Annotated in this window: 21 protein-coding genes; 12 read left to right on the top strand and 9 right to left on the bottom strand. The window is 68.0% G+C overall.

Annotated elements, in window-relative coordinates; translation table 11 throughout:
- Positions 1-38: 38 nt before the first annotated feature.
- Positions 39-1,532 (top strand): aldehyde dehydrogenase family protein, encoded by a 1,494-nt coding sequence (locus tag ACN9MP_RS15940; RefSeq protein WP_426321768.1) that lies wholly within the window; start codon positions 39-41, stop codon positions 1,530-1,532.
- Between the two features lie 31 nt (positions 1,533-1,563).
- A complete protein-coding gene (locus ACN9MP_RS15935; RefSeq protein WP_426321766.1) occupies positions 1,564-2,070 on the top strand; it encodes a MarR family winged helix-turn-helix transcriptional regulator in 507 nt (168 codons plus the stop codon).
- Positions 2,071-2,109: 39 nt separating this feature from the next.
- Here the strand turns inward: ACN9MP_RS15935 and ACN9MP_RS15930 are convergent, their stop codons facing one another.
- Entirely contained in the window at positions 2,110-2,799 is a 690-nt protein-coding gene (locus ACN9MP_RS15930; protein ID WP_426321764.1) for a TetR/AcrR family transcriptional regulator, read from the bottom strand.
- Between the two features lie 96 nt (positions 2,800-2,895).
- Here ACN9MP_RS15930 and ACN9MP_RS15925 point away from each other — a divergent pair, with 96 nt between their 5' ends.
- From ACN9MP_RS15925 to ACN9MP_RS15915, 3 genes are all read left to right on the top strand, one after another.
- Positions 2,896-4,194: a glycosyltransferase gene (locus ACN9MP_RS15925; protein ID WP_426321762.1), complete on the top strand. Its 1,299-nt coding sequence runs from the start codon at positions 2,896-2,898 to the stop codon at positions 4,192-4,194.
- A gap of 1 nt (position 4,195) precedes the next feature.
- The gene (locus ACN9MP_RS15920) at positions 4,196-4,858 is read left to right on the top strand and encodes a hypothetical protein (RefSeq protein ID WP_426321761.1); all 663 of its coding nucleotides are present in this window, start codon (positions 4,196-4,198) and stop codon (positions 4,856-4,858) included.
- Positions 4,859-5,124: 266 nt separating this feature from the next.
- Positions 5,125-7,023 carry an amylosucrase gene (locus tag ACN9MP_RS15915; protein ID WP_426321760.1) on the top strand — a complete coding sequence of 633 codons (1,899 nt, stop codon included), beginning with the start codon at positions 5,125-5,127 and terminating at the stop codon, positions 7,021-7,023.
- Positions 7,024-7,072: 49 nt separating this feature from the next.
- Here ACN9MP_RS15915 and ACN9MP_RS15910 read toward each other — a convergent pair whose 3' ends face one another.
- Genes ACN9MP_RS15910 through ACN9MP_RS15900 form a run of 3 tightly spaced genes read right to left on the bottom strand, consistent with a single transcriptional unit; the run spans position 7,073 to position 9,725 of the window.
- On the bottom strand, positions 7,073-7,690 hold the full coding sequence (locus ACN9MP_RS15910) for a TetR/AcrR family transcriptional regulator (RefSeq protein ID WP_426321758.1): 618 nt from the start codon (positions 7,688-7,690) through the stop codon (positions 7,073-7,075).
- A gap of 17 nt (positions 7,691-7,707) precedes the next feature.
- The gene (locus ACN9MP_RS15905) at positions 7,708-9,003 is read right to left on the bottom strand and encodes an ABC transporter permease (RefSeq protein ID WP_426321756.1); all 1,296 of its coding nucleotides are present in this window, start codon (positions 9,001-9,003) and stop codon (positions 7,708-7,710) included.
- Positions 9,000-9,725 (bottom strand): ABC transporter ATP-binding protein, encoded by a 726-nt coding sequence (locus ACN9MP_RS15900; RefSeq protein WP_426321755.1) that lies wholly within the window; start codon positions 9,723-9,725, stop codon positions 9,000-9,002. The genes ACN9MP_RS15905 and ACN9MP_RS15900 overlap by 4 nt, the downstream gene beginning before the upstream one ends.
- A 210-nt stretch (positions 9,726-9,935) precedes the next feature.
- Here ACN9MP_RS15900 and ACN9MP_RS15895 point away from each other — a divergent pair, with 210 nt between their 5' ends.
- From ACN9MP_RS15895 to ACN9MP_RS15875, 5 genes are all read left to right on the top strand, one after another.
- The gene (locus ACN9MP_RS15895; RefSeq protein ID WP_426321753.1) at positions 9,936-10,907 is read left to right on the top strand and encodes an ABC transporter substrate-binding protein; all 972 of its coding nucleotides are present in this window, start codon (positions 9,936-9,938) and stop codon (positions 10,905-10,907) included.
- Positions 10,908-11,001: 94 nt separating this feature from the next.
- On the top strand, positions 11,002-11,946 hold the full coding sequence (locus ACN9MP_RS15890) for an amino acid ABC transporter permease (protein ID WP_426321751.1): 945 nt from the start codon (positions 11,002-11,004) through the stop codon (positions 11,944-11,946).
- A gap of 5 nt (positions 11,947-11,951) precedes the next feature.
- Positions 11,952-12,761, top strand: coding sequence for an amino acid ABC transporter ATP-binding protein (locus ACN9MP_RS15885; RefSeq protein WP_426321749.1), 810 nt, complete (start codon positions 11,952-11,954; stop codon positions 12,759-12,761).
- Entirely contained in the window at positions 12,761-13,954 is a 1,194-nt protein-coding gene (locus ACN9MP_RS15880) for a M20/M25/M40 family metallo-hydrolase (RefSeq protein ID WP_426321747.1), read from the top strand. Before ACN9MP_RS15885 ends, ACN9MP_RS15880 begins: the two co-directional genes overlap by 1 nt.
- The gene (locus tag ACN9MP_RS15875) at positions 13,951-14,844 is read left to right on the top strand and encodes a MurR/RpiR family transcriptional regulator (protein WP_426321746.1); all 894 of its coding nucleotides are present in this window, start codon (positions 13,951-13,953) and stop codon (positions 14,842-14,844) included. Before ACN9MP_RS15880 ends, ACN9MP_RS15875 begins: the two co-directional genes overlap by 4 nt.
- A gap of 82 nt (positions 14,845-14,926) precedes the next feature.
- On the opposite strand, the gene ACN9MP_RS15870 is transcribed toward ACN9MP_RS15875, so the two are convergent.
- Positions 14,927-16,228: a hypothetical protein gene (locus tag ACN9MP_RS15870; RefSeq protein WP_426321745.1), complete on the bottom strand. Its 1,302-nt coding sequence runs from the start codon at positions 16,226-16,228 to the stop codon at positions 14,927-14,929.
- Between the two features lie 160 nt (positions 16,229-16,388).
- Here ACN9MP_RS15870 and ACN9MP_RS15865 point away from each other — a divergent pair, with 160 nt between their 5' ends.
- Positions 16,389-17,747: a pyridoxal phosphate-dependent decarboxylase family protein gene (locus tag ACN9MP_RS15865; RefSeq protein ID WP_426326080.1), complete on the top strand. Its 1,359-nt coding sequence runs from the start codon at positions 16,389-16,391 to the stop codon at positions 17,745-17,747.
- 46 nt (positions 17,748-17,793) lie between these two features.
- Here ACN9MP_RS15865 and ACN9MP_RS15860 read toward each other — a convergent pair whose 3' ends face one another.
- On the bottom strand, positions 17,794-19,296 hold the full coding sequence (locus tag ACN9MP_RS15860) for an MFS transporter (protein ID WP_426321743.1): 1,503 nt from the start codon (positions 19,294-19,296) through the stop codon (positions 17,794-17,796).
- Positions 19,297-19,402: 106 nt separating this feature from the next.
- Here ACN9MP_RS15860 and ACN9MP_RS15855 point away from each other — a divergent pair, with 106 nt between their 5' ends.
- A complete protein-coding gene (locus ACN9MP_RS15855; RefSeq protein WP_426321741.1) occupies positions 19,403-20,014 on the top strand; it encodes a TetR/AcrR family transcriptional regulator in 612 nt (203 codons plus the stop codon).
- Between the two features lie 23 nt (positions 20,015-20,037).
- Here the strand turns inward: ACN9MP_RS15855 and ACN9MP_RS15850 are convergent, their stop codons facing one another.
- Genes ACN9MP_RS15850 through ACN9MP_RS15840 form a run of 3 tightly spaced genes read right to left on the bottom strand, consistent with a single transcriptional unit; the run spans position 20,038 to position 23,192 of the window.
- Positions 20,038-20,949, bottom strand: a complete 912-nt coding sequence (locus ACN9MP_RS15850) for a carbohydrate ABC transporter permease (protein ID WP_426321739.1) — start codon at positions 20,947-20,949, stop codon at positions 20,038-20,040.
- Positions 20,946-21,818: a carbohydrate ABC transporter permease gene (locus ACN9MP_RS15845; protein WP_426321737.1), complete on the bottom strand. Its 873-nt coding sequence runs from the start codon at positions 21,816-21,818 to the stop codon at positions 20,946-20,948. Before ACN9MP_RS15845 ends, ACN9MP_RS15850 begins: the two co-directional genes overlap by 4 nt.
- 60 nt (positions 21,819-21,878) lie before the next feature.
- Complete coding sequence (locus ACN9MP_RS15840; protein WP_426321735.1) at positions 21,879-23,192, bottom strand: ABC transporter substrate-binding protein; 1,314 nt, start codon at positions 23,190-23,192, stop codon at positions 21,879-21,881.
- Between the last annotated feature and the right edge of the window lie 90 nt (positions 23,193-23,282).

Raw genomic sequence — 23,282 nt, 5'->3', positions numbered from 1 at the left:
GGGCGACACGACTGAACGAGCACGGAGAGGTGCCGAGCATGACAGCGTCGACGATCGAGAACGCCATCACGACCGATCTCTTCATCGGAGGGCGGCACCGCACCACCGCGCAGTCACTTCCGGTCATCGACCCGGCACGTGGAACGGTGATCGGCAGCGCGGCGGCCGCGAACGCGGAAGATGTGATGGATGCCGTCGCCGCGGCCTGCGACGCGTTCCCGGCCTGGAGCGCGCTCACGGCCGAGGATCGGGGTGCGATGATCCTGGCCGCCGTCAAGCGCGGTGCCGAGGAGGCGGCAGAGGACGCCCGTATCCTCTCGCTGGAGAACGGCAAGATCCTGGCGGAATGCATCCGCGACACCTCGATGCTCGAGCGCCGCAGTCATCACGTCGTGGGGCTGGCGCACCGCGTCGACGAGTCCACGTGGCTGACGAGCGAGCCGGGCGTGCCGACCGACACCGAGGTCGGGTACCAGCCCCTGGGTGTCGTCACCATCATCGTGCCGTTCAACTGGCCGGTCGGCATCCTCTCGACAGCTCTTCCCTATGCGCTGCTCGCCGGGAACACCGTCGTCGTCAAGCCGCCCCCCAGCGCACCGCTCGCGACCACCCGAGTGGCAGCCCGCATGGCGGAGCTGCTGCCTCCGGGCGTGCTCAATGTCGTCACCGGCACCGACGCGAACATGGGCGCGCTGATCAGTCATCCGGAGGTCGCCAAGGTCTGCTTCACGGGCTCCGTCAACGGCGGCAAGCGCATCATGGCACTTGCTGCGGAGAGCCTGACGCGCGTGACCCTCGAGCTCGGCGGCAATGACGCGGCGATCCTCCTCGACGACGCGCCCGTCGACGACGCGCACATGGACCGGCTCTTCGCGGCGGTGTTCGCCTCGACCGGCCAGATCTGCATGAACGCGAAGCGGCTGTACGTGCACCGGTCGCGGGTCGACGACATCGTGGACGCGCTGTCGCAGCGGCTGTCGAAGACCGTGCTGGGTGCCGGGCTCGACCCCGCCACCACGATGGGCCCGGTCCACACCGCGCACCAGAAGGCGTTCGTCGAAGAGCTCGTCGCCGAGGCACGTGAGGCGGGCGCCGCCGTCCGCGAGTTCGGCGAGCTGCCCTCCGACCCCGAGCTGCGCGCCGGCAACTTCGTGCGGCCCGCCATCGTCGTGGACCCTGATCCGTCGCTGCGGGTGGTGGCGGAGGAGCCGTTCGGGCCGGTGGTCCCGATCATCCCGTTCGACACCGAAGAAGAGGCGGTCGGACTTGCCAACGACAATTGGGCGGGACTCGGCGGATCGGTGTGGTCCGCCGACGAGGATCGGGCAGCGCGACTCGGCCGGCAGCTCGTGTGCGGGTACGTCTGGATCAACGACCACGGTGCGCCGCGACTCGACCTGCGCGCGCCCTTCGGCGGCATGAAGCAGTCGGGCATGGGGCGGGAGCAGGGGATCGAGGGCATCCGCGCATTCCAAGACACGCGCTCCATCGCGCGGCTGAACCTGCGCGCCCTGGCCGAGCTGTCTCGCTAGGATGCGACGCGGACAGATGGAGGACTCCACGATGGCGGCAGAGCGACCGCGGCTCACGGCGCTGAAGCAGCCGCTCGACCTCGACGGCGTCATCACAGACCCGCTGCCCAGCGCGATAGCGCCCGACGAGTTCACCCCGAGACTTCTCGCACTGCTGTCGAATGCCCTCGTGAGCGCGCAGACGCAGGGCTTCCGCGAGACCTCGGGCAGATCGACCAACGACTGGCGGATACTTGCCGCCATCGCGATCACGCCCGGGCAGTCGGCGTCCGAGATCGCGGACGCCCTGACGATCAACAAGTCCCAGCTCTCGCCGACCGTCAACCGACTCGCCGAAGAGGGCCTCATCGTGATGGTGGACGGCCCACGAGGCTCGCGCCCCATGTACCTGACCACCGAGGGCGCGCGAGTGCACGACGAGCTCGCGCCGGTCGCGCAGCGTGGCCAGGATCTGCTCGCGTCCGAGCTGGGCGCGGAAGAGTTGCGGGCGCTGAATGCGACCTTGCGTCGCCTGCTCTCCCGGGCGCGAAACGCGTAAGCCGTTCAAAGCTGCGCGTATGACCGAAGCCGCGGGTCGCTAGTGTCCGGGATCGAGGAGCAGTCGTGGGAGGGCATGCTTGAGCCATTCCCCGAGGTGATCGACGGTCCAGCCCCGGTCAACGGTGAAGGCGAGGAAAGACTGAGGTGACAGGGTCGTGGCGAGGATGTCCGCCCCTTCCTCGACACTGAGCTCTGGTCGCAGCCAGCCGTTCTCGGCGAGCGACTGCACCACGCGCACGCATCCGTCGAGCCGCAGCGCCTCGCTGCGTACCCACCACTCGGCGATATACGGGTCGGACGCGTATGCGGCTCGGCCGACGTCACTGATCGCGGACGTCCGCGCGTAAACCGGCAACGCTGCGTCCACAAACAGTTCGAGCGCCTTGACACCATCGGGCTCTGCCAGCGCACGACTGTACGCCTCCGTTTCATCGGGTCGCCCGATCTCCCCGGCGCGGGTGCGACCCATGACGGCGTTGCCCACGAGTTCTTCCAGGAGGCCGCCCTTCGTGCCGAATCCGAGGTAGACCGTTTGAACGGCAACCCCGGCTCGGTCGGCGATGGCCGCCATGGTCGTGTCGTGATAGCCGCGCTCCGTGAACTCGGCGAGCGCGGCATCCATGATCCGCCACCGGGTTTCGAGGGCCTTCTGCCGGCGCACGCCGCGGTGGGTCGCGCCCGGCCCGCGAGGGTTCAGGCGGGTGGGCTCATCAGGGGGCTGGGGCACATGAAGAGTTTACTAGACGCACTCACTAGTGAGTGTGTATAGTGACCAACTAAAGCGAAAATTCTCGTCGGCATCGTCATCCGGTTGGGGGTGGACATGCGGATTCTCGTCGCGACAGTGCCTGCAGCGGGGCACTTCAACCCGCTCACCGGTCCGGCGGTGCGGCTGGCCGCTCTCGGCCACGAGGTCAGGTGGTATGCGGGTCCTGAGTACGCGGGACGCGTTGAGCGACTGGGGCTCGAGGTCGTCCCCTACAAGGAGGCGACCGAGGTGACGGCGGAGAACGTGAACGTCCTTTTCCCGGAGCGCCAGACGCTCAAAGGGCCGAAGGCTATCGAGTTCGATGCGGACGTCTTCTTCGCCGGTCCGGTTGGGGCGCAGTTCCACGACGTCCGCGACGCGCGCGAGCGATTTCCGTTCGATGCTCTGCTGATCGACGGGGCCTTCTATGCCGGCTACCTCGCCGCGAAGGTGCTTGGCGTGCCCGTCTTCGTGATGGGCTCGATCGCCGCGCCGACGCTGCGGGGCAGCAGACCGATCACACCGTTCTTCGGATTGCGACCGCCTCGCACGTTCGTGGGCAGGACCGTGAACCGCGTCGCTCGCGCCATGCTCCTCTCGGCCAGCCGGAAGGGTGTCGGGACCTTCAACGAGTTCCTGGCGGAGGAAGGCCTGCCGCCGGTGACCGTCGAGGACTACTTCGATTGCACCCAGCAGCCGGATGTCGCGCGTCGGGTGTTCAACGTGGGGATTCCCGAGCTCGACTTCCCCGACGTATACGTTCCACACAACGCGGACTGGGTCGGCGCGCTGCTGCCGTACCGCCCGATTGCTCCGGCCGCGCTGGATCCCCGAATCGTGGAGCGATCGGGTCAGGTTGTGGTCGTCTCGCAGGGAACCGTCGACAATCACGACCCGCGCAAGCTCATGATCCCGGCGATCGAAGCGTTCGCGGGCGGTGACCGGCTGCTTGTCGTGGTGACCGGCGGCGTCGGAACTGAGGAGCTGCGATCCCGCTATTCGCAGGACGACGTACTGATCGAAGACTTCGTCGACTTCGACCTCCTCTTCCCTCACGCGGAGCTCTACGTCACCAATGGGGGCCTCGGAGGTGTGCTGCTCGCGCTCAGCCACGGCATCCCGCTGCTGGTCGCGGGCACGCGCGAGGGCAAGGGCGACATCAACGCCAGACTTGCCTATCGCGGCCTGGCGGTGGATCTGCGTTCGGAGACACCCTCCGTCCGGGCCCTCAGGCGCGGAGCCGACCGCGTGCTCGGAGATAGAGGCATGAGGGCTCGGATCGGGGCGGTGCAGTCGGCCCTGGCCGAGTACGACTCGATCGGCATCATCGAGCGGGGACTGCTCGACAGCTTGAGCGCGAAGGGGAGCGTGTGAGATGGACACCCTGCAGACCGATGCCGACATCCGCGCTGGCCGCGCCGGAACGCGTCCGGCGACGCCGAGCATCCTCCTGGGCGCGCTCCTCGGCGTCACCTGGGCCGCCGGATTCCGAGCCTTCATGGCGGAGATCGCCGGCCCCGAGTCGACGTTCGGCTGGTACGCGACCTTCGTGGCCGTGCTCGGCGGCGCAGGAGTCGTCGGCGGACTGCTGGGCTGGGCGGAACACATCCGCCGCACGGGCGGTCGGCCGCACTGGCGGTGGCTCGCGTTGTCGCCGCTCATCTTCGCTGTGCTCCCGCTCACCGTGCCAGGCACACTCGCCGCACTCGCGCAGGGGATCGGCACGGCCGGGATGGCCGTCGCGCTCATCGCCATCGGCCTCGGCTACAGCTTCGGCAGCCAGGGACGCACCTGGCTCCGAGTCCTCGTGGGCGTCTTCTCGGCTGCGGCGGCCGTCGCCCTCGTCGCCTTCACGCCGCTGATCAGCGAAGGGCGAATCTCGTTCACCGAACCGCGCGGTGCCTGGGCGGGAACACTGGCACTCGGCTCCATCATGGTGCTCGGTCTCGCGACGTCCATCCCGTTCAGACCGGTGCTCGTCCTCAGCAGATCTGCCGGTGCGCCGCCCACCATGTCCAGGGACCGTTCGCCGAACTGAGCGCGATCTGCCGATTCAGACGGGTCGATAGTGGTCCGGGCATATGCGGTTCTCCGCGATTTGGCGTCGTTCTGAGGCGTTATTGGCACACCCCGCCCGCCGCCCCACGACCAATCACCACACCGGCACCGTCGCCAGACCTCCGCCGCACGCGGCAGGTTGCAGACCTCGCCGGAAGGACACGGCAACCCGGTTCGGGCGGCGTTGGTCAGCACGACGATCGGCCCTCGACAAGTCACTGCTCGCTTCAGCACGATGGGAGCACCATGACGCGATTGAACCTCGACTCCGCTGCCGACCGCGAGTTCGCACTCGGGGCGGAACGCAGAGCGCTCGGACACGACGATGGCGCATTCCTCACGCGGTTCGACAAGTCGTTTCCGGTGCTGCATGACCTCTTCGTCCAGCTGTACGGAGAGCGCCCTGACGGGCGCGAAGCTCTCGCCGGCGTCGTCGCCTCGGCGGCGGCATCCTGGCGCACCCGCTCCATCGAGCTGAAGGCCCACGACAGACGGCGGGAGGCCGACCCGGACTGGTTCCAGTCCGAGCGGATGCTGGGGGGTGTCTGCTACGTCGATCGCTTCGCCGGCACCCTCGCCGGCGTCCGCGAACAGATCCCCTACTTCCGTGAGCTGGGCCTGACCTACCTGCACCTGATGCCACTGTTCGAAAGCCCCGAAGGCAACAGCGACGGCGGCTACGCCGTCTCCAGCTACCGGCGCGTGAACCCGGCTCTCGGAACGATGGCGGAACTGGCCGAACTCGCGGCCGAACTGCGCCTCGCGGGCATCTCACTCGTGGTCGACTTCATCTTCAACCACACCTCAGACGAGCACGAGTGGGCGCGCAAAGCCGTCGCCGGGGAACCGGGATTCGAGGAGTACTACCTCATCTTCCCCGATCGCCAGCTGCCCGACCGCTACGAGCAGACCGTCCGCGAGATCTTCCCCGACGATCATCCCGGGTCGTTCGTGCAGCTGCCCGACGGCCGGTGGATCTGGGCCACCTTCTATCACTTTCAGTGGGACCTCAACTACGCCAATCCCGCCGTGTTCCGAGCGATGGCGGAGGAGATGCTGTTCCTCGCGAACCAGGGCGTCGAGATCCTCCGCATGGACGCGGTCGCGTTCATCTGGAAGCGCCTCGGGACATCGTGCGAATCCCTGCCGGAAGCGCACCTCCTGCTGCGCGCATTCAACGCCGTTCTGCACATGGGGGCACCATCCGTGCTCTTCAAATCCGAAGCGATCGTGCACCCCGACGAGGTCGTGTCCTATATCTCCCCCCAGGAATGCCAGATCTCCTACAACCCGCTGCAGATGGCGCTGACCTGGGAGGCCCTCGCCACCGGTGACGGCCGGCTGCTGCAGCAGGCCCTCGACCGACGCCACGCACTCCCGCCCGGAACCGCGTGGGTGAACTACGTGAGGAGTCACGACGACATCGGCTGGACATTCGCCGACGAGGACGCGGCGGAATTCGCGATCGACGGATACCTGCACCGCAGGTACCTCAACGACTTCTACGTGGGCCGTGTGGAGGGGACCTCCTCCCGAGGCGTCGCCTTCCAGGAGAACCCGAAGACCGGCGATGCGCGCATCGCCGGCACCACCGCATCGCTCGCAGGGATCGAAGCCGGAGACAGCAGCGGCGAAGACCGGGTCGTTCTCGCCCACGCGATCGCTCTGTCCACCGGGGGCATTCCGCTGCTCTACCTCGGAGACGAAGTCGCCCAGCTCAACGACTACACCTACCGCGACGATCCGGCGCGGGCCGGCGACAGCAGGTGGGTTCATCGCCCCCTCCGCCCCGATGCCGCGTACGCGGCGCGCCGTGACGATTCCACCACCGCAGGACGGGTGCATCGGCGGCTCACCGCACTCATCAGCGCCCGCAGGAGGTGTCCCGAGTTCGCCGGAAACGCACTGATCCCCTTCCACACCTCGCACCCCGGGATCGTCGGATACCAGCGACCAGGAGCCTCACACACGGTGCTCGTCCTCGGCAACGTCGGTGACCACCCCATCCATATCGACGCAGTGACCTTCTCCGGCCTAGCCCCGGACGCCCACGACCTGCTGACCGACCAGCGCGTCCAGCTGGACGGCGGACTCACCCTCGAGCCCTACGGCTTCGTGTGGTTGCGAACCCGCGCAGGAGCCTGATTCCCCCGATGAACACGTGAAGGCCACAGCATCCGCGAGATGCTTTGCATCACGAGAGCCTCCGCACCGCGCGGGTCAGCTTCTCCGCGATCGTCGCGGGCGCGACCTGCGGCGTCTCGCCGCGCTCCGCCTGTGCGGCCCAGGACTGGGCGATGTAGCGCATCACACCCGCGAGGATGTGCGTGATGATCTCGGCATCCTCGAGGAGCGCCTCGTCGGGATCGTCAGGATGCTGGGTGCGAAGCCGGAGATGGATGACCTCGGTGAGTTCGTGCTCGATCGCGGTGAAACGCTCCATCTGGCGCGCGACCAGGATGGGGTTCCCGGCGACGGCACGGATGCGCCGCGCCATCAGCTGCGGGTCGGCGGCCATCGCGCCGGGATCGATCCGGATCAGCTGCGCCGCCTCGAGGAGGAGCGGGCCCGACGACACGATGAACGCGCGCACTGCGCGTTCATCGAGGCTGGGGCCTTCGGCGCCCAGGAACGCGGCATCCTTCGTCCCGAAGTGGTTGAAGAAGGTGCGCTGGCTCACGCCCGCGCGAGCGCAGATCATGTCGACGGTCACGTCGTCGTAGCCGTGATCGAGCACGAGGTCCACGGCCGCCCGCTCGATCGCGGCCGACTTCTCGATCGCGTCACGGCGGCGGGGCGGACTGGTCGACATGATCTGCGCTCCTCGGGTCACTCGTACCGTAGCGACTCGATCGGATCCTGTCGTGCCGCCCGCCGGGCCGGCAGCACACCCGACAGGAAGGCGATGAAGGTCACGACGATGATCACACCGATCACGTTTCCGGGCTGGAAGAGGAGGATCTGGAGGCCGGGCAGACCCGACAGCACCGTTTCGCCGGCGACGCCCGCGATCGCGGAACCCACACCGATCGCGGCGAGCGCCCCGATCGTGGCGCCGAGCAGGCCGATGATGATCGCCTCGAAGGAGAACAGCGAGAAGATCCGGCCGTTCGACATGCCCATCGCCTTCATCAGACCGATCTCGCGCGTGCGCTCCTGCACGCTCATCAGCAGCGTGTTGACGATACCAAACGACGCCGCGATGAGGGCCACGATCGCGAAGGCGCTGAGCACCCCGATGATCCCGTTGAGGACGGTCTGCACCACACCGAGCTGGTCCTCGACGGTCTGGCCCGCGAGGTCGTCGGCCGCGAGATCGGCCTTGACGGACGCGATGTCGGCGTCGGTGACGGCCCCGTCGGCACCCGATCCCGACAGGTAGGCGACCGCGATGGGCCAGCCCTCCGGCTGCCCCGGGATGGCTTGAGCGTCGGCTACCTCCGTCACCAGGGCGCTGTTCGCGCCGGCTCCCGCGGCGAAGAGGCTTTCGCGGGCGACGCCGACGACCTCGACGTCGACCTCCTGGGTCGCGCCCGCCGAATCGGTGTAGCCGAGCGTGACCGTCTCGCCGACCGCAGAGCCGCCGTCGGCGAAGCCGAGCACGTCGAGGTAGCTCTCGGGCAGGACGAGCTGGGCCGCCGACTCGTCCTGGTCCAGCTGCTCGCCCGCCACGAGGTCGCTCTGGCCGATCGACGAGGTCGGGTTGACGTCGAGCTCGTACCTGGTGCCGTCGCCGGATGCCTCGACCCAGTCGATCGAGATCTGACTCACCGGCTCCACGCGCTCGACGTCGTCTATCGCCTCGATCGCATCGAGGTCCTCCCGGTTGAGCAGGGTGCCGGCACCGAGCGGACCGGCCTGGCCGGACTGCTGACGACCGTTCGGGTCGTACTCGGCCGGACCGTCGCCGGTGTCGACGGCTGCCGCCGGCGACACGAGCAGGATGTCTTGCGAGCTGAGGGTGGCGACCTGACGCTCGACGTAGTCGTTGACGCCTGCCCCGAGCGCCGTCGTGAGGGTGAGGGTGAAGGCGCCGACGAACAGGCTCAGCACCGTCAGGGTCGTGCGCAGCCTGCTGCGGAAGGCGTTGCGGGCAGCGTTGCGGAAGATGTCGCGGATCTTCATCGCGCACCTCCCACCGTTGCCGCGCCCGGTGCCCCGCCCGTCGTGATGAGGCCGTCGGCGATCGTGATCGCGCGGTCGCAGCGTGCGGCCAGCTGGGCGTCGTGCGTGACGAGCACGAGCGTGATGCCTCTCTGGCGCTGCAGGCCGAAGAGGATGTCCTCCACCTGTGCGCCGGTCGCGGAGTCGAGGTTGCCGGTCGGTTCGTCGGCGAAGATCACCTGCGGGTCGTTGACGAGGGCCCTCGCGATCACGACGCGCTGCTTCTGGCCGCCCGACAGATCGGCTGCGCGGTTGCGCGCCTTGTCGGCGAGTCCGAGCGCATCGAGCGTCTCCATCGTGCGACGGCGGCGCTCCTTCGGCGCGACGCCGGCGATGACCAGCGGCAAGCTGACGTTCTCGATCACCGACTGGTTCGCGGTCAGGAAGAACTGCTGGAACACGAAGCCGAACGTCGCGTTGCGGAGACGGTTCAGGTCGCGTTCGTGCAGCTCGGCGGCATCCTGCCCGTCGATCTCGATGTGACCGGACGTGGGACGGTCGAGGAGGGCGAGCAGGTGCATGAGCGTCGACTTGCCTGAGCCGGACTTGCCGACGACGGCGATCGACTCGCCGCGGCGGACGTCGAGGCTGACGCCGCGCAGGGCATCGAAGGCGGCTTCGCCGCGGCCGTAGACGCGCGTCACCTCCTCCGCGCGCAGGACCAGGGGGGACGAGGCGGTCATGTCGATCCTTTCGAATGAATATGCAGTTACTGAAGTTTATATCGCAGCTCCTGAAGATAAACTTTGAGTCACTGTCGCGGGAGTCGGCGCGCGGTCGGATCACCGCATCGGAATCTGTATTACAAATCGGTATCTCTGTTGAGTTTTCGTAACTGCTGTTACATCATGGATCCGGCGCTCACCGTCGAGCGCCCACGAGAAAGGTCCCCGATGGAACACGTCACCCCTCGCCTGCGCCGCGCGGGCCTCTTCGCGGCCGCCCTCGCCGCGACCGGCATCCTCGTCGCCGGCTGCGCTTCGGCCGCCGGAACCGGAAACCCGTCCAGCGGCAGCGCTGCGGACGGCGTCGAGATCGCGGGCGTCAGGATCGACATCGACGACGACGCCCGTGCACTGCTTCCGGAAGAGATCGCGTCGGCCGGGGCGGTCAACGTCGCGACCGATGCTCCGTACGCGCCTTTCGAGATGTTCGTCGAGGAGGGCTCGGAAGAGCTCACCGGTGTCGACGTCCTGCTCGGTCAGGCGATCGGCGCCAAGCTCGGCATCGACTTCGAATTCGGCCAGCAGGGCTTCGACGGCATCATCCCGGCCCTGCAGGCCGGGAACTTCGACGTCACGATGTCGGCCATGACGTCGAGCGTGGAGCGCATGGACGTGCTGACCTTCGTCGACTACTCCGCGTCGGGCACCGGCATCCTGACCCGCGCCGGCAACCCCGATGACATCGAGACGTCCCTCGATCTCTGCGGCAAAGACGTCGCCGTGCAGACGGCGACCAGCCAGGTCGACCTCGTGAACGACACGTGGCAGGCGGAGTGCAAGGCGGAGGGCCTCGACCCCATCGAGCTCGCCGAGTTCCCGTCCGACTCCGATGCTCAGCTGGCCATCACAGCGGGCAAGGCCGTCGCCTCGCTGCTCACGAAGCCGAGCGCCGGCTACGTCGCCAAGACGACGAACGACGGCAAGACCTTCGAGGTCGTCGAGGACCCCGAGGCGCCCACCGGCTACAACGCCACGCTCAACGGGATCGGCGTCCTGAAGGACGACGAAGCTCTGGCCGAGGCGATCCAGGCCGCGCTGCAGTCGCTCATGGACGACGGCACCTACAAGAGGATCCTGGCCGAGTTCGGCGTCGAGGGGATCGGCATCGACGAGGCGACGATCAACGGCGCCAAGTCCTGACCCTCGCGACCCGGTGCCGCGTGCCCCCTGGACGTCACCGGGTCGCCCCCGCAATCCCACCACCGGGCATCTGCCCGAAACATCGAGGAGCATCATGGCATCGTCGCCACAGCTCGCAACCGGCACCGCTGCGGACGCGACCGACCAGCGCCGGCCCGCACCCATCCAGGCCATCCCGCTGCGCCACCCCTGGCGGTGGGTCTCGGGCATCATCGTCGGCCTCGTCGCCGCCACTCTCATCCTGGCGTTCGCCCAGAATCCCAACATCGACTGGCCGACGGTCGGCGAGTACCTGTTCGCCCCGCTGACGCTGCAGGGCCTCGCGACGACGATCTACCTCACGATCGCCGCCATGGCGATCGGCCTCGCCGGCGGCGTCGTCGTGGCCATCATGCGGCTCTCGCCGAACCCCGTGCTGAGGGTCGTGAGCGGGCTCTTCGTCTGGATCTTCCGCGGTACGCCCGTGCTCCTCCAGCTCATCTTCTGGGGGTTCATCGGCGCCTTCCTCCCGAAGATCGTGATCGGCGTCCCGTTCACGAGCGTCGAGTTCTGGTCGATCGGCACGAGCGAGCTCATCCCGGCGACCGTCGCCGCGCTCCTCGCGCTCGGTCTCAACGAGATGGCCTACGCATCCGAGATCGTCCGCGCCGGCATCGCGTCGGTCGATCACGGCCAGACCGAGGCCGCCCATTCCCTCGGGATGACGCCCGGGCGCACGATGCGGCGCATCGTGCTTCCCCAGGCCATGCGGGTCATCGTGCCTCCCATGGGCAACGAGGTCATCACGATGCTGAAGACGACGGCGCTCGTCTCGGTCATCGCCGGCCGCGACCTCATGTCGAACCTGCAGGCCGCGTACGCCCAGAACTTCAAGATCATCCCGCTCCTCATCGTCGCCGCGATCTGGTACCTCGTGCTCACGAGCATCCTCGCGGTGCCGCAGGCCTGGCTCGAGCGTCGCTTCGGACGCGGTGTCGCGGGTGCCCGCGAGAACGGCGCGCTGCGGCTCCTGCGCCGCTGGAAGGACGGAAAGAAGTGACGATCATGCTCCCCACCGAACCCGCGGATGCGGCCGCAGAGGCATCCACCACGACTCGCGCGATCATCGACGCCCGTGACGTCTGCAAGCGCTTCGGATCGCTCGAGGTGCTCAAGGGCATCACTCTCCAGGTCGAGCGCGGTCAGGTCGCGTGCCTCCTCGGACCTTCAGGCTCCGGCAAATCGACCTTCCTCCGTTGCATCAATCACCTCGAGAAGATCGATGCCGGCATGATCCGCGTCGCCGGCCGCACGGTCGGCTACGAGGAGCGCAACGGCAAGCTCTACGAGCTGCGTGAGAAGGATGTCGCACGCCAGCGCCGTGGCGTCGGCATGGTGTTCCAGCGGTTCAACCTCTTCCCCCACATGACGGCGCTCGAGAACATCATGGAGTCGCCCGTCCAGGTGCTGGGGACCCCTCGGGCGGCGGCCCGCGAGCGCGCCATGCAGCTGCTCGACCGCGTGGGCCTGGCCGATAAGGCCTCGGCCTACCCCAGCGCGCTCTCGGGCGGCCAGCAGCAGCGCATCGCGATCGCACGCGCTCTCGCAATGGATCCCGAGGTCATGCTCTTCGACGAGCCGACGTCGGCCCTCGACCCCGAGCTGGTCGGCGACGTCCTCGACGTCATGCGCGACCTCGCAGCGTCCGGCATGACGATGATCGTCGTGACGCACGAGATCGGGTTCGCGCGTGAAGTCGGCGATGTCGCGGTCTTCATGGACGGCGGTGTCGTCGTCGAGCAGGGGCATCCCTCCGACGTCCTGGTCAACCCGCGGGAGGCCCGCACGCAGGCGTTCCTCGCCAAGGTGCTGTGATGCCGCCCGTACCGAGCGCCGTCCTCGCCCCGACGGCGGGTGTTCTGCGCCCGCGGGCCGAGGCGCTCGTCCCGGCGTTCCGCCGCGACCTCGCCGCACTGGTCGGCATCGATTCCGGGTCTCATTCGGCCGCGGGCGTCGACCGGGCGGGGGATTGGTGCGCGCAGAGACTCGCAGAGATCGGACTCGAGGTCGAGCGGGTGCCGACCCCCCTCTCGGACGGCAGCGCGTTCGGCGGGGTCGTGGTGGGGCGCCTGCGCGGCACGGGCAGACGGCGCATCCTGCTGTTCGCGCACCTCGACACCGTCTTCGCCGATGGCGCCGCCGACGCCCGTCCCTACCGCGAGGATGCCGGTCGCGCCTTCGGCCCCGGCGTCTGCGACGACAAGGGCGGGGCCCTCGCCGGCCTGTACGCGGCGCGCCTGCTCGCGGAGAGCGGCTGGACCGACTTCGCGGAGATCGTCATCGCCCTGACACCCGACGAGGAGATCGGATCACCGGCGTCCGGAGCGATCCTCGCGGATCTCGCGAGGGGAATGGATGCCGCGCTCTGCCTCGAGTGCGCGCGTGAGAACGGCGACCTCGTGATCGCCCGCAAGGGCGTCGCCGATGTGCGCATCGACATCCGCGGTCGGGCCGCCCACTCCGGCGTCGAGCCGCACCGCGGTCGCAACGCCGCCGTGGAGGCGGCGCATCTCCTGCTGGACGTGCAGTCTCTGAGCGGCGCGCGCCCGGGCCTGACGGTCAACATCGGCGTCGTGAGCGCGGGGGAGCGCACCAATGTCGTTCCGGCTTCGGCGCGTCTGCTCGGCGAGGTGAGGGCCGCGCGGCTCGCGGACCTCGAGTGGGCGCTCGCCGCCATCGAGGCTCGGGCGGCGGCCACCGTGATCGACGGCGTCTCGGCCGAGGTCGAGCGCATGGCGGTCTGTCCGCCGCTCGAGCCGGATGCGACAGCCGATGTGTTCGCCGCCGCCGCAGCAGTCGGCGCCGAGCTCGGGATCGCGGTCGCCGGCGCGGCGACGGGAGGTGTCTCCGACGCCAACTTCGTCGCGGCCACAGGTACCCCCGTGCTCGACGGGCTCGGGCCCATCGGCGGAGACGACCACGCCGAGAGCGAATGGCTCGACCTCGCCAGCGTCGCAGATCGCGTCGCGCTCCTCGCCGGCCTCGTCGTGCGCATCGCGGCCGGGTGAGCGCGCTACTGTCGAGGTCGGAGGTGCTCGACATGGCCGAGGCCGGCATCGCGGAGTCGATCCGCCGCGGCATGGGCGACTGCTCGCCCGCCGAGCGGAAGGTCGCGCGCGTGCTGCTGTCGGCCTACCCGTCGGCGGGGTTCGAGACGGTCGCGCGCCTGGCCGATCGCGCCGGCGTGAGCGGACCGACAGTCCTGCGCTTCGTGCAGCGGCTGGGGTACCGCGGGTTCCCCGACTTCCAGGAGGCTCTGCGGCGCGACCTCGACGAGCGCTCCGCCTCACCCCTGCGCATCCATCAGAGCCGCCCTCCGCGCGAGGACGCCTCGGCGTCGCTGCGCGAGCGCGCCGCGGCCATCTCGGTCGCCACCCTGCAGCGCACCTTCGACGAACTCAGCACGCATGACCTCGACCGCTGCGTCGAGCTCATCTCCTCGGCGTCGGGCGGGGTGCTGATCGCCGGCGGCCGCTACAGCGGCCTGCTCGCGCAGGTGCTCGCGCTGCACCTCGAGCAGCTGCGCCCTCGAGTGCGGGTCCTCCCTGACGATGCGCCGGCGCGCGCCGCCCTTGTCGAAGACATGGGACGGCGCGATGTGCTCGTGCTGTTCGACTACCGCCGCTACGAGGATCACACGCAGCGCCTCGCACGTGCGGCCCGCGCCCGGCACGCGTCGATCGTGCTCTTCACCGACAGCTGGCTCTCGCCGGTCGCGTCGGACGCCGACGTCGTTCTGTCGAGCGAGACCGGCGCCCCTTCGCCCTTCGACGCCCTGACTCCGGTCCTCGCCCTCATCGAGGCCGTCGTCGCCGGCTGCTTCGATCGGCTGGGGGATGCCGCGGTCGACCGCATGGCGCGCGCCGACAAGGTCGCGAGCGACCTCGGGCTCTACTGATCGTCACCTCCCGTCCGCGGAATGCCGCCGCACACGCGAGACGCCCGGCCCCCGCAGGGGCCGGGCGCTCGCGCAGGCCGCGTCAGTCGACCGTCGCGATATCCATGCGCAGGCCGGCGAACGAGACGGCGCCGGAGCTGTTCGTCCACGCGGCGGTGGCGTCGTCGCGCGTCAGGGTCGTGGCGAACCGCGGTCCGGTCTCGAAGCTGACACCGTGGCCCGTCCGCGAAGCGGAGCCCACCACGTCGCGCGCGAGGTCGCGCAGCGTGTACGCGCCTCCCAGACCATCGAGCGAGTCCCAGACATCGGTGCGAGGCTCCGCGGCGGCCCCGCGGGCCTTCAGGGGCGAGGCATCCTTCCCCTTAACGATGCCGATCGTGTCGCCGAGCCGGATGCCGTCTCCGGCGTTCGCATAGCTCCAGCTGACTCCCGTCACGCCGCTCTCTGTCGCAACGGCCCGGGTCAGGTCGAGGATCGACGCTCCGTGCTCGCCGATGATCGTCCCCTTGCCCGTCGAGCGGTCCAGGACGACGGCGGTCGTCTCGTCGATGCCGAGCACATACGGGTGGCCGGTCTCGAGCGCGAGCTTGACCGCGCGGCCCTCGCGGCCCCACGTCGTGAAGTGGCTGTCGATGACGACGCTGTCGACGAAGCCGAAGCCGCCGTACGGCAGGTATCCGAGCGCACGCTCGTCGTCGAGGTAGCCCTCGGCCGCACCGTCGCGCCAGGCCTCGTACGACTCGCCGCCGGTGATCATGTCGGCGCCCTGCTGGATCGTCAGGCCGGCGCTCACGCCGGAGACGACGCCGCGCGCGGCGACCTCGCGGATCGCCGTCATCGCGGGGGTGTCGGTGCAGTCGGTGTGGGCCTCGAGTTCCCTGTCATCGCAGGAGAAGAGGGTGCGCACGTACCGCATCTGATCGCCGCCGCCGAAGAAGAGACCGGTGGATGCCGCGATCTCGGCCGCCACCGCAGGGTCTGCGGCGTTGGCCGGCGTGTAGGTGTCGCCCGGGAAGTCGGCGCCGGTGTCGATCGGCACGGCATAGGTCTCGGCGCCGTAGCTCTGGAACAGCGCTGAGTAGTAGAGCCCATTGGCGGCGGCGTTGTTCTCGGAGTCGTCGGCGGCGTCGGCCGCGTTCCGGGCAGCCGGCGCCGCAGCCGTCACGATCGCGATCCGCGCCTTGCGCGGACCGGTGCCGTCGGGGTCGGCGAGATCGACGATCGATTGCAGGATGTCGGCGTTCTCCCTGAGATTGCCGCCGATGAGCACCGCATGTGGATGTTGATTCGCGGCGCTCGGTGCGGCCGACGCGCCGGCGACGGGCGCGAGCACGAGCGCAGCGGCGACGACGACCACGGCGGCGTGGAGGACTGGGGGACGCATGACTTCTCCTTTGAAACAGCGAGTACAGAAACGGTACTATCTGTCGTGAATCTAACGCACGTTACACAACTTTGAAAGAGGATCGATGACGATCTCGGCAACTGGACTCCCACGCGACACCGTGAGGCTCACCGAAGCAGACGATGTGACGGCGGGCGCGATGCACGCTGTCACTCCCGAAACCGTGCAGATCATCGACGACGTGCTCCGCTATGCGAAGCGCCGCCTGATCTTCGATGACGTGCCCCTGGACAAGGCGATGACGCCGGGGGAGCTCGCCCGCCTCGCCGGAGGCTCCATCACGCCGACCGGGATCGGCGCAGGCCGGGCCCTCGGCCTCTTCGAGCACGTCCTCGCCCCTGCGTGCCTCTCCACGGACCACCCGGGCTACCTGTCCTTCATCCCCTCCGCTCCGACGAAGGCGGCGCTGGCCTTCGACCTCGTCGTGTCGGCGTCCGCGATCTACGGAGGTTCCTGGATGGAGGGCGCCGGTGCCGTCTTCGCCGAGAACCAGACGCTCCGCTGGCTCGCCGAAGAGTTCGGGCAGCCCGCGAGTGCGGGGGGCGTGTTCGTGCAGGGCGGCACGATCGGCAACCTCTCCGCCCTGGTGACAGCACGGGATGCCGCGCGCCGGCGGTTCGCGGCGGAGGGCCGGGCGGTCCCCGAGCGGTGGGCGGTGCTGTGCAGCGCCGAGGCGCATTCCTCGATCGCGTCGGCCGCCGACGTGATGGATGTCGACGTGGTCACGGCGCCGGTGGACGATCGCGGGCGACTCCGAGGCGATGCAGTAGCCGCGGTGCTGGCAGGGAGCGAGGCATCCGTCTTCGCCATCGTGGCGACGGCAGGAACCACGAATTTCGGCATCGTCGATGACATCGCCTCGGTGGCCGACGTGGCCGCTTCGCACGGGATCTGGCTGCACGTCGACGGGGCGTACGGTCTCGCGGCGATGCTCGCCCCGAGCACTCGACACCTCTTCGCGGGCGTCGAGCGCGCGGACTCGCTCATCGTCGATCCGCACAAGTGGCTCTTCGCGCCCTTCGATGCTTGCGCCCTCATCTACCGCGAGCCGGCCGTGGCGCTCGCAGCGCACACGCAGAAGGCGGAGTACCTCGACACGCTGACGGAGTCTGCCGACTGGAACCCGTCGGATTTCGGCATTCAGCTCACGAGACGTGCTCGCGGCCTGCCGCTGTGGTTCTCGCTCGCGGTCCACGGCACGGAGCAGTATCGCGTGGCGATCGAGGATGCCGTCGCCCGCGCTCGCCGGGTGGCCGACGAGATCCGCCGACGGGCCATGCTCTCACTGGTCCGCGAGCCCGATCTGTCGGTCGTCGTCTTCCGCCGTGAAGGGTGGACCCCGGCCGACTACCAGCGGTGGTCGGACCGGCTGCTCCACGATCAGCGGGCGTTCGTCGTACCCAGCTCGCATGACGGAGAGACGGTGCTGCGACTCGCGATCATCTCGCCGATGACCACTGACGCCCTGCTGTGGGAGGTTCTCGACTCCCTCGACTGACACCGGCGAGAAGCGTCATGCAGGATCCGAAAGACCTGCTCGTCCCTCAGTGGGCGATGACCGGCGGGGCGTCCGCGTCTGCGCCGGCCGCGGGCTGCGGAGAGTGCGCGAGCGAGACGCCGCTGCCGCGACGGCGGAACAGGAGTGCCGACATGACCGCTCCTGCGGCGAAGAAGGCCGCGCCCCACCAGTACGCGGTGGCGTAGCTCGCGAGCGCGGCATCGAGGCCGACCTCGGGAGTCACCGGGGTGTGCGAGGCGAGGTAGTCGGCTGCGGCGGTGGCTGCGAGGGTGTTCAGCAGCGCCGTGCCGATCGATCCGCCGACCTGCTGACTGGTGTTGACGGTGGCCGAGGCGACACCGGCGAACTCCCGATCCACGCCGAGCGTGGCGGTCTGCATCGAGGCGGGCATGATCGTGCCCATCGCGGCGCCGATGACCATGAGCGGGGGCATCACGTTCGCCGCGTAGGCGCTCGTGGCGTCGAGGAACGTGAGCCAGATCATGCCGATCGCCCCGAGGACCATGCCCGAGGGAACCAGCACCTTCGGACCGAACCTCGGCACGAAGATGTTCGTGCCCAGCTGCGCGGCGAGCACCAGCATCCCGATCATGGGCAGGAAGGCCAGTCCGGCCTGGATCGGCGAGTAGCCCAGGGTCAGCTGCAAGTAGTACGTGACGAAGAGGAAGATGCCGAACATGCCGGCGCCGGCGATCATCACCGAGAGGAATGCTGCGCCGCGGTTGCGGTCCAGGACGATCGTCAGGGGCAGGAGCGGATGCTTCGCACGGAGCTGCCACAGCACGAACGCTGCGAGCAGAATGACGGCGGCCGAGAGCATTCCCCATGTCAGGGGCGAGTCCCAGCCGTCGGTCTCGGCGTTCGAGAACCCGAACACCAGGCCGAAGAGCCCGCCTGAGACGAGCAGCGTGCCGGGAACATCCAGCTTGGGCCTGGGGCCGGTGCGCGCCATGAACGGGATGTAGATGAGGGCGCCGATGAGAGCCGCGGCGGCGATGAAGACGTTGATGTACAGGTTCCATCGCCAGTTGAACGCCTCGGTGAGGATGCCGCCCAGCAGCAGTCCGATGGCGCCGCCCGCGCCGGCGATCGCGCCGAACACGCCGAATGCGCGGGCGCGTTCCTTGGGGATGACGAAGGTCGTGGTGAGCACGGCGAGCGCCGTCGGGGCCAGGAGCGCGGCGAACGCGCCCTGCATGGCCCGGGCGGCGACGAGCAGCTCGTACGTTCCCGCTGCTCCGCCGAGCGCGGAGGCGATCGCGAAGCCGACGAGCCCGATGATGAAAGTGCGCTTGCGCCCCACGAGGTCGGAGATGCGGCCACCGAGCAGCAGCAGGCTGCCGAAGGCGAGGGAGTAGGCCGTGATGACCCACTGCCGTTGACCGTCGGTGAACCCGAGGTCGGCCTGCGCCGAGGGGAGTGCGATGTTCACGACGGTGGCGTCGAGCACGACCATGAGCTGGGCGAGTCCGACGACCGCGAGAGTGATCCAGCGACGGCCGGCCGTGGCGGGAGGGTGGGAGGTCATGGGGCGAGCATATACGGTACTCTTGAGTTCCGGATCGCTTCAGTTCAGGAATTTACCCGGCGGTAATGTTGAGGCCTGATCCCCGCCAGGAAGGAGGCAGCCCGCAATGACGCAGGCCGACCTCGCATCCAAGCCGCGTCTCGGACGCAAGCGGGACAACACCCGTGATGCCGAGATTCTGGATGCCACCCTCGAGGTGCTGGCCGAAACCGGGTACGACGGCATGACGATCGACATGGTGGCGGCGCGGGCCAAAGCCGGCAAGGCGACGGTCTACCGACGCTGGGCCTCCAAGCCCGAGCTCGTGCTGGACGCCGTCGCCTGCATGAAGGCGAAGGACCTCGATCTCGAGTCGCTGCCCGACACCGGGACGCTCCGCGGTGACCTGGTGGCCATGGTGCGCTCTCCCACCATCCAGGAGAGTCATCGAAAGCTGCAGGTGATGGCCGGGATCGTCTCGATGATCGCCCGCGACCCCGAACTGGCGGTCGCAGCGCAGGAGGCGCTCGTCGAGCCGCGCGCCGCGGCCAACCGCATCATCTTCCGCCGCGCCATCGACCGCGGTGAGATCGCAGCCGACACGGACGTCGACACGCTGTGCCAGATCGGGCCGGCGATGGTCGCCTACCGCACGCTGATGCTGCGCAAGCCCGTCGACCGCGACTTCCTGATCGATACGATCGACCGCGTCATCCTCCCTCTGGCCTTCGCGGGCTGAGGCGCGGCGCGCAGCAGGCGTGGTCAGCCCTTGACTGCGCCGACAGTCATTCCCGCGATGACCTGTCGCTGGAACATCGCGTAGATGATGAGCTGCGGGAGCAACACGAGCGTCGCGGCAGCCATCATCCCTCCGTAGTCGACCGTGTACTGCCCTTGGAACCGCGACACGGCGAGAGAGACGGTGACCATGTCCGGGTCGTTGATCAAGATCGACGCGAACGGGAACTCGTTGAAGACGTAGACGACGTTGAAGATGAGGATCGTCGCGATGACCGGCTTCATGAGAGGCAGGACGACGGTCCAGCACAGGCGCCAGAGGCCCGCGCCGTCGATGATCGCGGCTTCCTCGATCTCGCTGGGGAACTCGCGGAGGAATCCGGTCATCAGGAGCGTGTTGAAGGGAATGGACACGGCGACATACGGCAGGATCAGCGCCCAATACGTGCCGAATATGCCGAGCGCCAGGTCGAGGCGATACACCGGGAACAAGAGGATGTAGACCGGCACCGCCAGACCCGCGAGCAGGTAGAACCGGGTCGAGGACTGCACCGACCGGCGACGGAAGACCATCCGGGTGAGTGCGAATGCCGACATGAACGAGATCGCCGTTCCGACGGTCACGGAGGCCACCGCGATCAGCATGGTGTTTCCATACATGCGGAGCAGAGGGAGTGACTGTATCGCATTGACGTAGTTGTCCCACGTCAGTTCATCCAGTGAGAGCGGATTGCCGAGGATGTTCTCGCTCGGCTGGATCGACAGCAGGGCGATCCACAGGAGCGGCAGGACGATCAGGAAGGTCACGAGATAAGCGGCAGCTCCAACGACGAAGATTCCTCTGCGCCGCGGCCGGCGCCGGGCCGGACTCTCCTGCTTCACACCGTTGCGTACCACCCGCGTAGTGTCGCGTTGTCCGCTGAGGGTGCCGGTCATGCCGTCCTCTCCTTCCGCCGCATCGCGGCGAGGTACCCGACCGACACGAGCGCACCGAGGATCGTGATGATCACCGCGAGCGCCATTCCGTAGCCGTACTGCTGATTGGTGAACGTGACGAAGTACATGTAGCTGACCAGGGTCTCGGAGCGGTGGACGGGTCCGCCGCCCGTGAGCATGTAGACGAGCTCGAAGATCTTGAAGACGTTGGTGATCATGAGGATGGTGACGATCGCGAACGTCTCGCGCATCATCGGGATCTTGATGTTCCAGGTCTGCTGCCACCCCGTCGCACCGTCGAGGGCGCTCGCCTCGAGCACGTCGTCCGGGAGGATCTGGAGGCCGGCATAAAAGATGGTCATCGCGAATCCGACGCTGCTCCAGACGAAGACCAGCGAGACCGAGATCGGCGTGAGGTAGTCTCCGCCGATCCACTGGACGGGAGGGATGCCGACGAGGGCGAGCGCGCGATTGAGCAATCCGATCTTCGGATCAAGAATGAACACCCAGATGAGGCCGACCAGGATGGGCGCGATGATCGCGGGACCGAAGACGAGCGCCCGCAGGATCCCCGCCCCTCGGATCGCGCGCTGGAGCAGGAGCGCGAGCGCGAACGATGACGGGACGAGGACGATGAGACTGACGATGAGGATGACGATGGTGTTCTGGAGCGACTGCCAGAAGAACGGGTCCTGGAGCAACGCGGTGTAGTTGTCGAACCCGATCCACGTCGGCGCCCCGAACCCCTGGAAGCGGGTGAAACTGAAGACCCCGGAGTACCCGACCGGGTAGACCACGAACATCGTGAAGACGATGAGGGCGGGGGCGACCATTCCGAGGATCTTCCAGCGTGTGCTGATCCAGATCATGGTTTCGATCCAATCTGATGGGCGGGGCCTTTTCGGCCCCGCCCATCGCGGAGGTTCGAGCTACTTGTTGGTGTCGAGGGCCTTCTGGACCAGATCCAGTGCGGCCTCAGGCGTGAGCTGGCCCTGGATCACGCCATAGATGCTGTCGTACATGGCGTTCGCCACCGGCGTCGGAACAAGAAGGTCGGGCTGCGACTCCGGGCTCGTCACGCCGTCCGCCGTGGCTGCATCGAGCGCGGCCTTCAACGCGCTCTGCTTCTCGGCATCGACCTGGGGAGCGTACGTCGTGACGGGCGGCTGACCGTTGTCGACGAGGATCTGCTGTGCTTCGTCGCTGTAGTAGAACGCGAGGAACTTCTTCACCGCGTCGAACTTCTTCTCGTCATCGGCCACCTTGTGGTCGACGGCGAACGGTGCCGAGGCGACGTTCATGATGATGTTCTGCTCACCCACGCCGTCTGCGAACTGCGGTCCCTGCCAGAAGGCGATGTCGGGTGCGACCTCGGAGTCCTGGATGGCGCTCGATGCCCACACGCCGGCGTCGAGCATCGCTGCGTTCCCGCTCGTGAACTGCTCGACGGCCTGCTGATACGTCTGCGTCGACACGTTGGAGGGGAATGCCCCCGCTTTCCGCAGTTCGTCGATGTGCTGGTACAGCCGAAGGAAATCGTCGTTGCTGTACTTCTCCGAGCCGTCCAGCAGGCCGTCCACCTTGGCATCGAAGCCGTAGCGGTCCAGATCCGTGAGGAAGCTCCACACGCTGAAGGACGACTGGTTCGCACCGTTGGAGATGGTCGTGATGCCCTTGCCGTTGAGCTTCGCGGCCGCGGCGAGCAGTTCGTCGAACGTCTTCGGCATCTCGACACCGTTGTCGGCGAGGATCTTCTTGTTGACCCACAGTCCGGTCAGGAGTCCCTGGTAGGGGACACCATAGATCTCGTTCCCGGCGGAGAAGTTGGAGATCGTGCTCTCCGGGAAGGAGTCGCGCAGCTTCAACTCATCGAGGACGGGCGCGAGGTCGAGCAGCAGCCCGCCCTTCTGCATCTCCTCGGCCGTGGACTTGTAGACCCAGAAGATGTCGGGGAGCGTGTCGCTCTGTGCGGCGATCGAAAGCTTCTGAAGGTGTTCGGCGACCGCCTCACCCGTCACCGCGACGGTGATGTCGGGGTTCTCCTTCTCAAAGGCCTGGATGATCGCCCACGTTGCGGGATCTGCGGTCTTCACGTCGGGGTTCTGCATCGAGAGAGCGATCTCCGTCTTGCCGTCCGCGGTGGATCCGGCGCTGCCGCAGCCGGTGAGTACGAGGACGGATGCCGCGATCGCGGCGGCCGCGACCGCCAAGCGGGCTGTCGCGGAGCGAGGTGTGAGGGGCATGGTCATCTCCTTTGATGGGATGTCGGCTGGTGAAAGGATCGGGTTCTATCGAAACGTTTGCGAAAAACGTTTGTCTCAAGGTAGGGCCGG

Origin of the sequence: Microbacterium sp. E-13 (genome assembly GCF_049912955.1) — a bacterium.
GTDB lineage: Bacteria > Actinomycetota > Actinomycetes > Actinomycetales > Microbacteriaceae > Microbacterium.
Note: the sequence above shows the minus strand (reverse complement) of the source record. Positions and strands in the feature narration are given on the sequence as shown.

Bases quoted from the DNA above. Each gene is read 5' to 3' on its own strand.
- ACN9MP_RS15940 (WP_426321768.1), top strand. From the start codon at position 39: ATGACAGCGTCGACGATCGAGAACGCCATCACGACCGATCTCTTCATC.
- ACN9MP_RS15935 (WP_426321766.1), top strand. From the start codon at position 1,564: ATGGCGGCAGAGCGACCGCGGCTCACGGCGCTGAAGCAGCCGCTCGAC.
- ACN9MP_RS15925 (WP_426321762.1), top strand. From the start codon at position 2,896: ATGCGGATTCTCGTCGCGACAGTGCCTGCAGCGGGGCACTTCAACCCG.
- ACN9MP_RS15920 (WP_426321761.1), top strand. From the start codon at position 4,196: ATGGACACCCTGCAGACCGATGCCGACATCCGCGCTGGCCGCGCCGGA.
- ACN9MP_RS15915 (WP_426321760.1), top strand. From the start codon at position 5,125: ATGACGCGATTGAACCTCGACTCCGCTGCCGACCGCGAGTTCGCACTC.
- ACN9MP_RS15910 (WP_426321758.1), bottom strand. From the start codon at position 7,690: ATGTCGACCAGTCCGCCCCGCCGCCGTGACGCGATCGAGAAGTCGGCC.
- ACN9MP_RS15905 (WP_426321756.1), bottom strand. From the start codon at position 9,003: ATGAAGATCCGCGACATCTTCCGCAACGCTGCCCGCAACGCCTTCCGC.
- ACN9MP_RS15900 (WP_426321755.1), bottom strand. From the start codon at position 9,725: ATGACCGCCTCGTCCCCCCTGGTCCTGCGCGCGGAGGAGGTGACGCGC.
- ACN9MP_RS15895 (WP_426321753.1), top strand. From the start codon at position 9,936: ATGGAACACGTCACCCCTCGCCTGCGCCGCGCGGGCCTCTTCGCGGCC.
- ACN9MP_RS15890 (WP_426321751.1), top strand. From the start codon at position 11,002: ATGGCATCGTCGCCACAGCTCGCAACCGGCACCGCTGCGGACGCGACC.
- ACN9MP_RS15885 (WP_426321749.1), top strand. From the start codon at position 11,952: ATGCTCCCCACCGAACCCGCGGATGCGGCCGCAGAGGCATCCACCACG.
- ACN9MP_RS15880 (WP_426321747.1), top strand. From the start codon at position 12,761: ATGCCGCCCGTACCGAGCGCCGTCCTCGCCCCGACGGCGGGTGTTCTG.
- ACN9MP_RS15870 (WP_426321745.1), bottom strand. From the start codon at position 16,228: ATGCGTCCCCCAGTCCTCCACGCCGCCGTGGTCGTCGTCGCCGCTGCG.
- ACN9MP_RS15865 (WP_426326080.1), top strand. From the start codon at position 16,389: ATGCACGCTGTCACTCCCGAAACCGTGCAGATCATCGACGACGTGCTC.
- ACN9MP_RS15860 (WP_426321743.1), bottom strand. From the start codon at position 19,296: ATGACCTCCCACCCTCCCGCCACGGCCGGCCGTCGCTGGATCACTCTC.
- ACN9MP_RS15855 (WP_426321741.1), top strand. From the start codon at position 19,403: ATGACGCAGGCCGACCTCGCATCCAAGCCGCGTCTCGGACGCAAGCGG.
- ACN9MP_RS15850 (WP_426321739.1), bottom strand. From the start codon at position 20,949: ATGACCGGCACCCTCAGCGGACAACGCGACACTACGCGGGTGGTACGC.
- ACN9MP_RS15845 (WP_426321737.1), bottom strand. From the start codon at position 21,818: ATGATCTGGATCAGCACACGCTGGAAGATCCTCGGAATGGTCGCCCCC.
- ACN9MP_RS15840 (WP_426321735.1), bottom strand. From the start codon at position 23,192: ATGCCCCTCACACCTCGCTCCGCGACAGCCCGCTTGGCGGTCGCGGCC.